This window comes from Burkholderia sp. 9775_39 (assembly GCF_015712225.1).
Taxonomy (GTDB): Bacteria; Pseudomonadota; Gammaproteobacteria; order Burkholderiales; family Burkholderiaceae; genus Burkholderia; species Burkholderia cenocepacia.
In genome coordinates this window covers 174062-188447 of record NZ_JACCQC010000002.1, presented here as the reverse complement: position 1 = coordinate 188447, position 14386 = coordinate 174062, and the positions used below count along the sequence as shown (strand labels likewise).

General features: G+C 66.9%; 11 protein-coding genes. 8 read left to right on the top strand and 3 right to left on the bottom strand.

Annotated elements, in window-relative coordinates:
* Positions 1-26 precede the first annotated feature (26 nt).
* Positions 27-1550: a PLP-dependent aminotransferase family protein gene (locus tag H0X90_RS03655; protein ID WP_006487755.1), complete on the bottom strand. Its 1524-nt coding sequence runs from the start codon at positions 1548-1550 to the stop codon at positions 27-29.
* 107 nt (positions 1551-1657) lie between these two features.
* Between H0X90_RS03655 and H0X90_RS03650 the strand changes: the two genes are divergently transcribed.
* The 5 genes from H0X90_RS03650 to H0X90_RS03630 all read left to right on the top strand — a co-directional run bounded on the left by H0X90_RS03650 (position 1658) and on the right by H0X90_RS03630 (position 7801).
* Complete coding sequence (locus tag H0X90_RS03650; protein WP_012493203.1) at positions 1658-2761, top strand: ABC transporter ATP-binding protein; 1104 nt, start codon at positions 1658-1660, stop codon at positions 2759-2761.
* Positions 2762-2837: 76 nt separating this feature from the next.
* Positions 2838-3884: an ABC transporter substrate-binding protein gene (locus H0X90_RS03645; protein ID WP_077190768.1), complete on the top strand. Its 1047-nt coding sequence runs from the start codon at positions 2838-2840 to the stop codon at positions 3882-3884.
* Positions 3885-3995: 111 nt separating this feature from the next.
* The gene (locus H0X90_RS03640) at positions 3996-5252 is read left to right on the top strand and encodes an ABC transporter permease (protein WP_077190767.1); all 1257 of its coding nucleotides are present in this window, start codon (positions 3996-3998) and stop codon (positions 5250-5252) included.
* 37 nt (positions 5253-5289) lie between these two features.
* Complete coding sequence (locus H0X90_RS03635; RefSeq protein ID WP_012493204.1) at positions 5290-6126, top strand: ABC transporter permease; 837 nt, start codon at positions 5290-5292, stop codon at positions 6124-6126.
* 256 nt (positions 6127-6382) lie between these two features.
* A complete protein-coding gene (locus H0X90_RS03630) occupies positions 6383-7801 on the top strand; it encodes an MFS transporter (protein ID WP_077190766.1) in 1419 nt (472 codons plus the stop codon).
* Between the two features lie 63 nt (positions 7802-7864).
* On the opposite strand, the gene H0X90_RS03625 is transcribed toward H0X90_RS03630, so the two are convergent.
* The gene (locus tag H0X90_RS03625; protein WP_077190765.1) at positions 7865-9598 is read right to left on the bottom strand and encodes a protease pro-enzyme activation domain-containing protein; all 1734 of its coding nucleotides are present in this window, start codon (positions 9596-9598) and stop codon (positions 7865-7867) included.
* A 647-nt stretch (positions 9599-10245) separates the two neighbouring features.
* Here H0X90_RS03625 and H0X90_RS03620 point away from each other — a divergent pair.
* The 3 genes from H0X90_RS03620 to H0X90_RS03610 are packed head-to-tail and all read left to right on the top strand — an operon-like array spanning position 10246 to position 11443.
* The gene (locus H0X90_RS03620) at positions 10246-10569 is read left to right on the top strand and encodes a helix-turn-helix transcriptional regulator (protein ID WP_006493460.1); all 324 of its coding nucleotides are present in this window, start codon (positions 10246-10248) and stop codon (positions 10567-10569) included.
* On the top strand, positions 10569-11006 hold the full coding sequence (locus H0X90_RS03615) for an SRPBCC domain-containing protein (protein WP_034202609.1): 438 nt from the start codon (positions 10569-10571) through the stop codon (positions 11004-11006). Before H0X90_RS03620 ends, H0X90_RS03615 begins: the two co-directional genes overlap by 1 nt.
* Complete coding sequence (locus H0X90_RS03610; protein WP_006487774.1) at positions 11003-11443, top strand: DUF1801 domain-containing protein; 441 nt, start codon at positions 11003-11005, stop codon at positions 11441-11443. The genes H0X90_RS03615 and H0X90_RS03610 overlap by 4 nt, the downstream gene beginning before the upstream one ends.
* A gap of 176 nt (positions 11444-11619) precedes the next feature.
* Here the strand turns inward: H0X90_RS03610 and acnA are convergent, their stop codons facing one another.
* Positions 11620-14337 carry an aconitate hydratase AcnA gene (gene acnA / locus H0X90_RS03605; RefSeq protein ID WP_006495966.1) on the bottom strand — a complete coding sequence of 906 codons (2718 nt, stop codon included), beginning with the start codon at positions 14335-14337 and terminating at the stop codon, positions 11620-11622.
* Between the last annotated feature and the right edge of the window lie 49 nt (positions 14338-14386).

Genomic DNA, 14386 nt, shown 5'->3' with positions numbered 1-14386 from the left:
CCGGGTGTCGCCGCGTGTGGCGGGCTTCATGCCGCGCGCGTGATGTCTCGCGGCAGATGTTGCTCGATGGTATCGGCGAGCGTATCGAACGCGGGCCGGATGCCTTCGTGCGCGACGCATGCATAGCCGAGCAGCAGGCCCTGCCGCGCGGTGTCGAGGTTGCTGTAGTAGCTGGTCAGCGGGCGCACGATCACGCCGGCGTCGAACGCGCTCTGCGTGACCGCGCGATCGTCGCACGCATCGGGCAGGCCGAGCACCAGATGCAGGCCGGCCTCGTCGCCCATCACGGGCAGCGCCTCGCCGAAGCGCGCCCGGATCGCGTCGATCATCAGTTGCCGGCGCTCGCCGTACAGCGTGCGCATTCGTCGGACGTGTGAAGTGAGGTGGCCGTCCATGATGAATTCGGCGAGCACGGCCTGCTGCATCAGCTGGCCTTCGCGGTACAGCTCCGACAACCCGGTGCGGAAGGTGTCGACCAGGTGCTCGGGCACGACCATGTAACCCATCCGCAGCCCCGGGAACAGCATCTTGCCGAGACTGCCGACGTAGATCACGCGGCCGCCGTCGTCGAGACCCTGCAGCGACGCGAGCGGGCGGCTGCCGTAACGGAATTCGCTGTCGTAGTCGTCCTCGATGATCCAGCAGCGGTGCTGGCGCGCATATTCGAGCAGCATGCGGCGCCGCGCGAGGCTCATCACCATCCCGAGCGGGTACTGGTGCGACGGCGTGACCAGCACGAGCCGAGGCGGGTGCTGCATGTCGCTCGCGCGCGGGTCGAGCCCTTCCTGGTCGACCGGCACCGGCGCGAGCGTCAGGCCGGCCGCCTGCAATACGCTGCGCACGCCCCAGTAACACGGTTCCTCGACCCACGCACGATCGCCGATGTCGGACAGCAGCCGCACCGCGAGATCGATCGACTGATGGATGCCCGTCGTGATGATCACCTGGTCCGGCGAGCATTTGACCGAGCGCGCGACGCGCAGGTAATCGGCGAGCGCACGCCGCAGCGGCCGGTAGCCGCCGCCCGGCGCATAGGTCAGCAGCTCCGGATTGGCCTCCTTCCACAGCCGCGCCTGCAGGCGGCTCCACGTGCGGCTCGGGAATTCCGACACGTCCGGCACGCCCGGCATGAACGCACCCCACTGGCGCCGCGAGACGCCCGCATGCTCGATCAACTGCCGCCCGCGCATCGACAGGCTGCCCTGTGCGTCGGGCGCCGGCAGTTCGTCGGCGGCTGACGGCGGCGGCGTGGCGCCCGGCACGCGGATCGCGGCGGCGTCCGGCCGCGTGTCGGCCACGTAGGTGCCGCTGCCGGTCGTCGTCAGCACGTAGCCTTCGGCCGTCAGCTGGTCGTACACGTGCAGCACCGTATTGCGCGCGATCGACAGGTCGCCCGCGAGCGTGCGCGAACTCGGCAGCTTTGTCCCTGGCCCCAATTCCCCGGTCAGGATGGCCTGCTGCATCAGTTGCAGCAGCTGCCGGTACATCGGTTCGGGCGAGCTGCGGTCGATGCGGGCGGACAGCCAGTCGGCGACGATCACGGTATCCAAAGTGGTCCTACTAGGAATATTGAAATGGTTCCCTAGTATAGAACCGTGCGCGCCGTATAGTGGCTCGCATCTCAAAATCAATTGGCGCGGAACCAGGGGACAGCACGATGAAGTCCGATGATGTGATCGTCAGCTTTCGCGGCGTGCGGAAGACCTACGACGGCGAAACGCTCGTCGTCAAATCGCTCGACCTCGACATCCACCGCGGGGAATTCCTGACGCTGCTCGGGCCGTCCGGCTCGGGCAAGACCACCTGCCTGATGATGCTCGCCGGCTTCGAATTCCCGACCGGCGGCGAGATCCGCCTCGACGGCGAGTTGCTGAACAACGTGCCGCCGCACAAGCGCAACATCGGCATGGTGTTTCAGAACTACGCGCTGTTTCCGCACCTGACGGTCGAGCAGAACGTCGGGTATCCGCTGACGGTGCGCAAGCTGCCCGCCGGCGAGCGCGCGGAGCGTGTCGCGCACGCGCTGAAGATGGTGCAGATGGAGCGCTTCGCGAAACGCTATCCGGCGCAACTGTCGGGCGGCCAGCAGCAGCGTATCGCGCTGGCGCGCGCGCTCGTGTTCGAGCCGAAGCTGGTGCTGATGGACGAGCCGCTCGGCGCGCTCGACAAGCAGTTGCGTGAACACATGCAGTACGAACTGAAGGCGCTGCACGAAAAGCTCGGCGTGACCTTCGTGTACGTGACGCACGATCAGGGCGAGGCGCTGACGATGTCCGATCGCGTCGCCGTGTTCGACAAGGGCATCGTGCAGCAGCTCGACACCGTCGACCGCCTGTACGAATCGCCGTGCAACGAATTCGTCGCGAACTTCATCGGCGACAGCAACCGGCTGCGCGGCACCATCGCGCGCGTCGACGGCGAATTCTGCGAATTCCGGCTCGACGACGGCACGAAGCTCGTCGGCCGCCATATCGGCGAAGCCGCCGAGGGCGCATCCGCTGTTGCGTGCATCCGCCCCGAGCGCATGAGCCTCGCCGCGCACGGCGCGAACGGCATGAATGGCGGCGCCGCCAATTGCGTGAGCGGCGAGGCGCGCAGCCTCATCTATTTCGGCGATCACGTGCGCATGCGCTGCGCACTGCCGGGCCAGGACGAGTGCTTCGTGAAGGTGCCGCTCGGCACCGGCGCGCTCGACGCGTTCTCGCCCGGCGCCCCGGTCTCGCTTGCGTTCTCGCCCGAACACCTGCGCGTGTTCGCGTGAGCATGGTTTACCCGCTTTTCCGCAGCACGTCGTCAACAACAAAGCCCACTTCCACCACGAGAGGAGAGGAACCATCATGAAACGAGCAAGCTTTACCGCGCGCCGTACGGCACTCGCGCTGGCACTGGTCGCGTTCGGCGCATCGGCCACGGCTGCCGAGCTCACGGTCGTCAACTTCGGCGGCGCGAACGGCGACGCGCAGAAGGTCGCGTTCAACCAGCCGTTCGAGAAGGCGACCGGCAACAAGGTCACGGCCGTCGAATACAACGGCGAGCAGGCGAAGGTGAAGGCGATGGTCGAGGCGAAGCACGTCAACTGGGACGTGGTCGAAGTCGAATCGGGCGACCTGAACCGCGGCTGCGACGAAGGGCTGTACGAGAAGCTCGACTGGTCGAAGATCGCGAAGAAATCCGACCTGATCCCGGAAGCGCCGCAGGTGTGCGGCGTCGGCTTCTTCGTGTGGTCGACCGCGCTGTCGTACAACGCGGACAAGCTGAAGTCGGCGCCCACCGGCTGGGCCGATTTCTGGAACGTGAAGAAATTCCCCGGCAAGCGCGGGATGCGCAAGGGCGCGCGCTACAACCTCGAATTCGCGCTGATGGCCGACGGCGTCGCGACGAAGGACGTCTACAAGGTGCTCGGCACGAAGGCCGGCCAGGATCGCGCGTTCAAGAAGCTCGACGAGCTGAAGCCGTACATCCAGTGGTGGGAAGCGGGCGCGCAGCCGCCGCAGTTCCTCGTCGCCGGCGACGTCGTGATGTCGACCGCGTACAACGGCCGCATCGACGCCGCGCAGAAGGAAGGCAAGAACCTGAAGGTCGTGTGGAACGGCAGCATCTACGACCTCGACTACTGGGCGATTCCGAAGGGCTCGCCGAACAAGGCGCTGGCCGAGCAGTACATCGCGTACTCGCTGACGCCGAAGCCGCAGCAGGCGTATGCGCAGCACATCGCGTACGGCCCGGCGAACGTCGCCGCAATCAAGGCGCTCGACGCGAAGACGCTCGCGAATCTGCCGAACTCGCCGGCCAACGGCAAGAACGCGGTGCTCGAGGACATCGGCTTCTGGACCGACCACAGCGACGAGCTCGAACAGCGCTTCGCCGCGTGGGCAACGAAGTAACCGGTCAGGCATCCTCACGGGTGTCGTGATGCAACCGGCCGCGCGACGCGTCGATCGCGTCGCGCGGCATGCCGCCGGAACGTGTCCGGCCGGAGAGACCAGTTGAATACGATGACGATCGCGCCTTCCTCGCCGTCGACCGCCGCGCTCAAGCGCGAGCTGAAGGTTGCCGAGGCCCGCAAGCGCACGATGGCGCTGCTGCTGGTCGCGCCGCTCGCGATTTTCCTGCTGCTGATTTTCGTCGTGCCGATCGGCACGCTGCTCACGCGCGCGGTGCAGAACCCGGAGATCGCGACCGCGTTGCCGAACACGGTCGCCGCGTTGTCGGGCTGGGACCGCAAGACGCCGCCGGCGGACGCCGCGTATGTCGCGCTCGCGGCCGACATGACGAAGGTGGCCGACAGCGAGGCGATGGGCGCGCTCGCGCGGCGCCTGAACACCGAGATTCCCGGCTATCGCTCGCTCGTCGCGAAGACGGCGCGCGCGATGCCGCTGAAGGGCGACAATGACGCGGCGCTGACGCCCGCGCAGACGCGCGCCAAATTCATCGACGTCGATGCGCGCTGGGGCGACGTCGCGTACTGGCAGTCGATCGCGAAGAACGGCAGCCAGGTGTCGCCGTTCTACCTGCTCGCCGCGCTCGATCACAAGCAGGACGGCTTCGGCCACATCGTGCAAGCCGATCCCGATCAGTCAATCTACCTCGCGATCTTCGGCCGCACGTTCGTGATCGGCGTCGCCGTCACGCTGTTCGCGCTGCTGCTCGGCTATCCGCTCGCGTACTGGATCTCGACGCTGTCGGAACGACGCGCGAACCTCGTGATGATCCTCGTGCTGATTCCGTTCTGGACGTCGGTGCTCGTGCGCGTCGCCGCGTGGATCGTGCTGCTGCAGAGCGAAGGGCTCATCAACACGGCGCTGATCGGCAGCGGGCTGATCTCGCATCCGCTGACGCTGCTGTTCAACCGCGTCGGCGTGTACATCTCGATGACGCACATCCTGCTGCCGTTCATGATCCTGCCGCTCTACAGCGTGATGAAGTCGATCCCGCCGACCTACCAGCGCGCGGCCGTGTCGCTCGGCAGCCATCCGTTCGCCGCGTTCTGGCGCGTGTACGTGCCGCAAACCTATCCGGGCGTCGGCGCGGGCGCGCTGCTGGTGTTCATCCTCGCGATCGGCTACTACATCACGCCCGCGCTGCTCGGCGGGCCGAACGACCAGATGGTCAGCTACTACGTCGCGTACTTCACGAACGTGACGATCAACTGGGGCATGGCGTGTGCGCTCGGCGGGCTGCTGCTCGCGGCGACGCTCGTGCTGTACGCGGTGTACGGGCGCTTCACGCGCACCAACGTGAGCCTCGGCTGAGCGCCGGGCACAGGGAAACGGGAAGGGGATGCCGACCATGAAACTCGCCAGGCCGCTGTTCGCGCCGCACATGTCGTTCGTCGAGCGCGCGTGGTACGTCGCGTTGCGCGTGCTCGTCGTGCTGACGCTGCTGTACCTGATCCTGCCGGTGCTCGCGATCGTGCCGCTGTCGTTCTCGTCGAGCACGTTCCTCGTCTATCCGATTCCGGGTTTCTCGATGCGCTGGTACGAGAACCTGATCGCATCGGACGAGTGGCGGATGGCCGCGAAGAACAGCTTCATCGTCGCGCCGTCGGCGACCGTCGTCGCGACCGTGCTCGGCACGCTCGCGGCCATCGGCCTGACGAAGGCCGATTTCCGCGGCAAGGGGCTGCTGATGGCCGTGCTGCTGTCGCCGATGATCGTGCCCGTCGTCGTGGTCGGCGTCGGCATGTACCTGTTCTTCGCGCCGCTCGGACTCGCGAATACCTACACGGGGCTGATCGCCGCGCACGCGGCGCTCGGCGTGCCGTTCGTCGTGACGACGGTGGCCGCGACGCTGCAGGGCTTCAACCAGAACCTCGTGCGCGCGAGCCTGTCGCTCGGCGCGAGCCCGGTGTCGACCTTCTTCCGCGTGACGCTGCCGGTGATCGCGCCGGGCGTGATGTCGGGCGCGCTGTTCGCGTTCGCCACGTCGTTCGACGAAGTGGTCGTCACGCTGTTCCTCGCGGGCGCGGACCAGACGACACTGCCGCGCCAGATGTTCACGGGCATCCGCGAGAACATCAGCCCGACGATCGCCGCGCTCGCCACGATCCTGATCATCTTCTCGACGAGCCTGCTGCTCGCGCTCGAATGGCTGCGCGGTCGCAATGCGCGGCGGGCAGTGTCGTAAATAACGGCGGTCGGCCGCGCGCCGTCCGGCAGGCGGCGAGACCGCCGTTCGTTGCGTCTTCATCGGTGCCGCTCGTTCGACGCGGCATGCCGAATCTTTCGTTTCGCTGACTGACGGCGCGGCCGCCTGCACGTTCGGTGCGGCTCTGCAACAATACGGCTCGCGGTGCCGCGCGTTCCGTTCTTGCCGCACGGAGCGCGCGTCGCCGCGCCGCTCAATCCGCGACGCCGCGCGTCGCTCGTCAGCCGAGCCCATCTTGTCCGAATTCGCTTCCCCCGCCGGCGCCCACGAGCCGGCCGTCAACTGGCGCGCGATGTCCGCCGTGCTGCTGGCCGTCGCGCTCGCGACGCTCGACACCGCGATCGCGAACACCGCGCTGCCCGCTATCGCGACCGACCTGCATGCGTCGCCGGCCGCGTCCGTGTGGATCATCAACGCGTACCAGCTCGCGATGGTCGCGACGCTGCTGCCGTTCGCGTCGCTCGGCGACATCGTCGGTCACAAGCGCGTGTATGTCGCGGGGCTGGCGGTGTTCACGCTGGCGTCGCTCGGTTGTTCGCTCGCGTCGACGCTGCCGATGCTGACGGCCGCGCGCATCGTGCAGGGCTTCGGCGCGAGCGCGATCATGAGCGTCAATGTCGCGCTGATCCGCGGCCTGTTTCCCGCGCATCGACTCGGGCGCGGCGTCGGCTTCAACGCGCTCGTCGTCGGCGTGTCGTTCGCGGTGGGGCCGACGATTGCGTCGCTGATCCTGTCGGTAGCCGCATGGCCGTGGCTGTTCGCGGTGAACGTACCGCTCGGCGTGTTCGCACTCGCGGTGGCGATTCCGTCGCTGCCGCAGACGGCGCGCGGCAAGCACGTGTTCGATCCGGTCGCCGCGCTGTTCAACGTGATCACGTTTGCGTCGCTGATCTTCGCGCTCGGCGAATTCGCGCAGCGCGGGCCGTTCTCGATCGTGTGCGCGGCGGCCGCGGTGGCATTCGCGTTCGGCTGGCTGCTGATCCGCCGTCAGGCCGGGCATCCGGCGCCGATGCTGCCGGTCGACCTGTTCCGCCGGCCCGTGTTCACGCTGTCCGCGCTGACGGCCGTCTGCGCGTTCGCCGCGCAGGGCCTCGCGTTCGTGTCGTTGCCGTTCTATTTCGAAACCGTCCTGCATCGCAGCGCGGTCGAAACGGGGTTCCTGATGACGCCATGGTCGGCGATCGTCGCGCTCGCCGCGCCGATCGCGGGGCGGCTGTCGGATCGTTATCCGCCCGGGCTGCTCGGCGCGATCGGCCTGGCGTTGCTGAGCGCGGGCATGGTGTCGCTCGCCGCGCTGCCGGTATCGCCGGGCGTCGTCGACATCGGCTGGCGGATGATGCTCTGCGGCGCGGGCTTCGGCTTCTTCCAGTCGCCGAACCTGAAGGCGCTGATGTCGAGCGCGCCGCCCGAGCGCAGCGGCGGCGCGAGCGGGATCATCGCGACCGCGCGGCTGATCGGGCAGGCGACGGGTGCGGCGCTGGTCGCGCTGTCGTTCGGCATTGCGGGCCGTCACGGGCCGACGCTTGCGTTGATGCTCGGCGCGGGTTTCGCGGGCGCGGCGAGCGTCGCGAGCGGGCTGCGGCTGTTCGCGCCGGCGCATCGGGCCGGCGCACCGGTCGTGTCGGAGCGCGTGAAGGAGTCGGCGACGGAGTAGGGGGCGGGGCGGTCACAACCGGCGCACGGCAGCCCTCGCCGCGCGCCGGTCTTCACGCTTCGCTCAGAACCCGCCCGACTTGATCAGCTGGTTGAGGTTCGCGATGTTCAGGCTGCCGAAGCCGGTCGTCAGATCCCAGCCGGCGCCGGCCTTGTAGCCATACCCCTGATAGCCGTTGTTGCCCGACGTGACGTCATAGCGCACGAGCGACGGATGCGACGGAATGTCCGCATAGAAGTTGCCGGCCGGGAAGCCGAGGCCGGTCCCGTTCGCCGCGAGCAGGCGGGCCCAGAAGCCCGTGAAGATCGGGGCGGCGAGGCTCGTGCCGCCGATCTGCTGCAACTGGCCGTAGTTGTAGATGTACGCGCCCGTGCTCTGCGCGGCGTCGAACGAGACGTCCGGCAACTGGCGATTGCTGCCCGACTGCCACGACGGCGCGGGCAGGATCGTGCTGACGCCGCCGCCCGTCGCCCACAGCTTGCCGTTCGAATCGAGCCCTTCGTTCCACACCGTCTCGTTCGAGAACGCACCGGCCGACGTCGTGTAGAGCGTCGTGCCGCCGATCGCGAGCACGTGCGGCGACGAAGCCGGCCACGACACCGTGTAGTTCGCGCCGTCCGGATAGCCGCGGTTGTTGCACTCGTACACGCCTTCGTCGCCCGACGATACCGAGAAGGTCTGCCCCTGCGCGGCGGCTGTCGTGAAGATCTGTTCCTCGGCGTCGAGCGTGCCGTCCGCGTTTGCATCGGTTTCGCACCAGCCGAGCGACACGTTGATCACCTTCGCGGTGTTGTCCGACACCGCGCGGTTGAATGCCTGCGTGAGGCCCGTGTTGCCGGCGGCGTTGAGGTCCGCCATGTAGAACACCAGCTTGCCGACCTGGCCGCCGGCCGAGCCGACGATCGACTGGCTGTCGAGATCCCATTCGCCCTGGCCGTCCTGGTCGTCGCTGTAGCTGCCGCCCGTGCCGTTGGTCTTGACGGTCTGCGTGGAGACCGTGCCGTAGCCGTTGCTCGACGTGAACTGCTTCAGGTCCTGCAGCGTCTGCGACACGCCGCCGATCGTGATGATGCCGACCGTCACGCCGGCCGCGGTCGGCACGCCGGTCGCGTTGTAGAGGCCCGGGAATTCCTTCGGATAGTGGCCGGTGGCCGTGCCGGCGGCGAGTGCCTGCGGCTTCGCGACGTTGCCGATGCGCAGCATCGGCCGCGCACGCGCGACACTTTGCAGCCCGAGCACCGAGCCGACGACGTCGCCGAGTGCGCGCGGCACCTGCGCGGTCGACGTGTTGGCGAAGCCCGAGCGGCCCGCGTACTCGAAGTGCACGAGCGACGTGTTGAACGCAGCCTTCACCGTGCCGGCCGTGCCGCTGGCGGAGACCAGCAGCCGGTTCGGCGCGACCTCGACATTCGTGAAGCCGCTCTTGTGCAGATAGTCGACGACCGACTTCACCTGCGCGTCGGTCGGCGCGTAGTTCGCGAGGAATTGCTCGTGCGTCAGGTACTGGCGGTAATGCGCGCTGCCGGGCCGGTTCACGTCGCGCGCCAGTTGCTTGAGCTGCGCGGCGTTGCGCAGCTTCAGGCTGACGACGACGTTGGTCGTTTCACCGGCTGCCAGTTCGAGCGACGGCGCCGCACTGCGCGCCATCAACTGCGGGCCGGTCAGAAAGGCCTTCGTATGGGTATCGACCCAATCCGTCGTCGCATGCGCCGCAGCGGCGGCGAACACGAGCGGTGCCACGCACGCCAGGCGGCGGGGCGACGGAAGGGGAAGGGCAAACCAGGCGTTCCTTTTCATCGGGAGTCCTTTTTTAGGAGAGGCGACGTTACTGGAACCCCCGGCCCTTGTGGGGCCGCGAGCGGTGACGAGCGTAGGGCCTCGGTGCCGTTCGGGTAGCTGCCAGTTTCCATAGCTGTCAGTTCTGACAACGGGGCGCATGAGTGCGCGCGCGGCGTCGTTCACGCTGGCAATGGCGGGCGCCGTGGGCGGAACCGGTTCGCGGCACGACGGCGCGGCCACGCGCGTCGCTCACACGCACGCGTCGTTCGTTGCAGCATCGGAATGTGCGCGAGCCTGGAAGGGCGCGCCGCGCGGTTGCGTGGCGTGTGCGTGTCAATGGCCGCACGCCGTATCGCACTATGTGGTCATTGGAAGCGACTCGTCAGGAACGGCTTCGTGCAGGCACAAGAACGGGGCAGGCCGAAGCCAAACGTTTCCCGAACTGTGGAACAGCCCAGCGGCCAGTCTTGCAGGCTGCTTTCGGATCGCGCGTCGCAATCGCGGATTAGAGGAAATGCTCGAATCGGGTGTCGACTCGAGCCAGTGCGACGCACGCACCCGTGGCGCGGGATCGAACGATGTCGTTCGCGAAATCCCGCCTTGACGTACGGCGATCAGCAGATATCCTTCAATCCATAACCATCGAGTTATGAATTGTGCCAGACATGCAGAACACCCACGACACGCTGTTCCGGACACTCGCCGATCCCACGCGCCGCGCGCTGTTCGAGCGGCTCTGCGCGGAGGGCGAGCTGACGGTTGCCGCGCTGACCGCCCATGCGGGCGTGTCGCAGCCGGCCGTGTCGAAGCACCTTGGCGTACTGAAGCAGGCCGGGCTCGTGAACGACCGTCACGAAGGCCGGCAGACGCACTACAGCGCGCAGCCGCAGGCGCTGGCCCCGTTGATCGACTGGACGAGCCAGATGGCGGGCTTCTGGCAGCGCCGGTTCGATGCCCTTGAAGATCTGCTCAAAAGGATGGATCAGTAATGAACCAAGCTTCTACCGAAACGCGCTCCGTCGTCGTCGACCGGGAGCTGCCGCATCCGCCGGAGAAGATCTGGCGCGCGCTCACGCAACCGCACCTGATCGCGGCGTGGCTGATGCAGAGCGACTTCGAGCCCGTCGCGGGCCGTGCATTCACCTTTCGCGCGGACTGGGGCTCGGTCGACTGCACGGTCCTGACGATCGAGCCGCAGCGCGTGCTGTCCTATACATGGGCCGCCTATGGCCTCGAAAGCGTCGTGACGTGGACGCTCACGCCGACGCCGCGCGGCACGCTGTTGCGGATGGAGCAGGCCGGCTTCCGCACGGACCAGGAGCAGGCGTACCGCGGTGCGCAGCACGGGTGGGCGCAGTTCTTCGCGTCGCTCGAACAGGTGCTGGCGCGTCCCGATCCCGATGAAGGCACGGAGGCCCGCGCATGAGTACAACCGATCTCACGCCGTCGGCGCGCATCGACGCGCTGATCGCCGGCATCGCCGACTGGCGCGGCAAGACTTTCGCGGACCTGCGCCAGACGATCCTCGACGCGCAAGCGGGCATCGTCGAGGAATGGAAATGGATGGGCAGCCCCGTATGGTCGTGCAACGGGATGATCGCAGTGGCGAACGCGCACAAGGGCAAGGTGAAGCTGACTTTCATGCACGGCGCGAAACTGCCCGATCCCGACCAGCTGTTCAACGACGGTCTCGACGGCAATGCGCGGCGGGCGATCGATTTCTTCGAAGGCGACAGGATCGACAAGCGGGCATTGAAGAACCTCGTGCGCGCGGCGATCGAATACAACCGCACGCATCTGAAGAAGAACGCGCGATCGGGTTCCTCCGCGGGCGCGAAGGTGCGAAGCAGCAAGGCGGCGTGACGCGCGAGCCGGATACCGGCGGGTGACGTCGCGCGAAAGCGGGCCGCCGCCGTGCGATCGGCGCTGCGCCGGCCGTACACCGACCGGTGCACGAAAAAAAGCCCGACACGAGGTCGGGCATCCAAATCGGCCGCAACCGCCGCGAGGCGGCTGCGGCACCTGCAACGGCCGCGCGCTTACGCCGCGAGCAGCGAGCGCAGCACGAACGGCAGAATCCCGCCGTGCTTGTAGTAGTCGACTTCGATCGGCGTATCGATGCGCAGCAGCACCGGCACGCGCTGCGTTTCGCCGTTCTTGCGATGGATCACGAGCGTGACGTCCTGCTGCGGCTTGAAGTCGTCGCCGAGGCCTTCGATGTCGTACGTCTCTTCACCGGTGATGCCGAGCGACTGGACGCTGTCCGAGCCCTTGAACTGCAGCGGCAGCACGCCCATGCCGACCAGGTTCGAGCGGTGGATCCGCTCGAAGCTGCGTGCGATCACGGCCTTCACGCCGAGCAGTTGCGTGCCCTTCGCGGCCCAGTCGCGCGACGAGCCCGTGCCGTACTCTTCGCCCGCGAACACGACGGTCGGCGTGCCGGCGGCCACGTATTGCATGGCCGCGTCGTAGATCGACTGCTGTTCGCCGCTCGGCTGGTGGATCGTCAGGCCGCCTTCGACGCGCGTACCGTCTGCCTTCGCCGGGATCATCAGGTTCTTGATCCGGACGTTCGCGAACGTGCCGCGCATCATCACGTCGTGGTTGCCGCGGCGCGAGCCGTAGCTGTTGAAGTCGGCCTTCTGCACGCCGTTTTCCTTCAGCCACTTGCCGGCCGGCGAGTCTTCCTTGATCGAGCCTGCCGGGCTGATGTGGTCGGTCGTGACCGAGTCGCCGAAGATGCCCAGGGCGCGCGCGCCCTTGACCGTCGGGATCGATGCAGCCGGCTCCATCGAGAAGTCGTTGCCGAAGAACGGCGGCTCGGCGATATACGTCGACTTCGGCCAGTCGTAGACCTCTCCCGTCTCACCCTCGATCTTGCTCCAGAGGTCGCCCTTCTTGGTCAGCTTCGAGTAGTTGTCCTCGAACTTCTTCGGGTCGAGCGCGAACTTGAGCAGCGCGTGGATTTCGTCGCTCGTCGGCCAGATGTCGCCGAGGTAGATGTCGCGGCCGCCCTTGCCCTTGCCGACCGGCTCGGTCATCAGGTCGCGCGTGATGTTGCCGGCGATCGCGTACGCGACGACGAGCGGCGGCGACGCGAGGAAGTTCGCGCGGATATTCGGGTGGATACGTGCTTCGAAGTTACGGTTGCCCGACAGCACTGCCGCCGCGACGATGTCGTTCTTCGTGATCGCTTCGTTCAGTTCCGGCGTCAGGTCGCCCGCGTTGCCGATACAGGTCGTGCAGCCGTAGGCCGCGACTTCGAAGCCGAGCTTCGACAGATAGGGCAGCAGGCCCGTCTTCGTCAGGTACTCGGTGACGATGCGCGATCCCGGCGCGAGCGAGGTCTTGATCTTCGGGTCGACCGTGAGGCCGGCCTCGACCGCCTTCTTCGCGAGCAGGCCGGCGGCCAGCAGCACGCTCGGGTTCGACGTGTTCGTGCACGACGTGATCGCGGCGATCAGCACGTCGCCGTTCTTCACGTCGACGCCGTTGCTCGTCGTGTACTGGGTGTTCAGGTCTTCCGCCTTCTTCGCGAAGCCGTTCTCCGCGACTGGCTTCGAGAACAGGTCGGTGAACGTCGACTTGACGTGGCCGATCTCGATGCGGTCCTGCGGGCGCTTCGGGCCGGCCAGCGACGGGGCGACCGTCGCGAGGTCGAGCGTCACCGTCTTCGTGTAGTCGATGTCGCCGGCCTTCGGAATGCCGAACAGCTTCTGCGCCTTGAAGTAGTTTTCGAACGCGGCGATCTCGGCCTTCGTGCGGCCGGTGCCTTCGAAATAGTCGATCGTCTTTTCGTCGACCGGGAAGAAGCCCATCGTCGCGCCGTATTCCGGCGCCATGTTGCCGATCGTCGCGCGGTCCGGCAGCGAGAGCGACTTCGTGCCTTCGCCGAAGAATTCGACGAACTTGCCGACGACCTTCTCCTTGCGCAGCATCTCGGTGATCGTCAGCACCAGGTCGGTGGCCGTCACGCCTTCGCGCAGCTTGCCCTTCAGCTCGACGCCGACGACGTCCGGCGTCAGGAAGTACACCGGCTGGCCGAGCATGCCGGCTTCCGCCTCGATGCCGCCCACGCCCCAGCCGACCACGCCGATGCCGTTGATCATCGTCGTGTGGCTGTCCGTGCCGACGAGGGTGTCCGGGTAGTACACGGTGTCGGCGCCGTCGGCCTTCTTGTGCACGCCGCGCGCGAGGTATTCGAGGTTCACCTGGTGGACGATGCCCACGCCCGGCGGCACGACCTTGAACGTGTCGAACGCCTGCATGCCCCACTTCATGAACTGGTAGCGCTCGTTGTTGCGCTGGAATTCCAGCTTCATGTTCAGGTCGAGCGCGTCCTTCTGGCGGAAGTAGTCGATCTGGACCGAGTGGTCGACGACGAGATCGACCGGGACCAGCGGCTCGATCTTCTTCGGGTTCTTGCCCGTGCGTTCGGCGACGCCGCGCATGGCCGCGATGTCGGCGAGCAGCGGCACGCCCGTGAAATCCTGCAGCACGACGCGCGACACGACGAACGGAATCTCGTCGACGCGCTTCGCGGTCGGCTTCCAGTTCGCGAGCTGCTCGATGTGCTCTTCGGTGATTTTCTTGCCGTCGTAGTTGCGCAGCACGGACTCGAGCACGATGCGGATCGACACCGGCAGGCGTTCGATCTTCGTCTTCAGTTCCTTGCCGAGCTGCGGCAGCGAGTAGAACTTGCCTTTGCCGGAACCGCTGTCGAATTCCTTGAGGGTCTTGTGGAGATTGTGGGCCATGGTGATTTTCCTGGGTTTAAGGCTAGGAAACAAAGAGTCCTGTATCTGA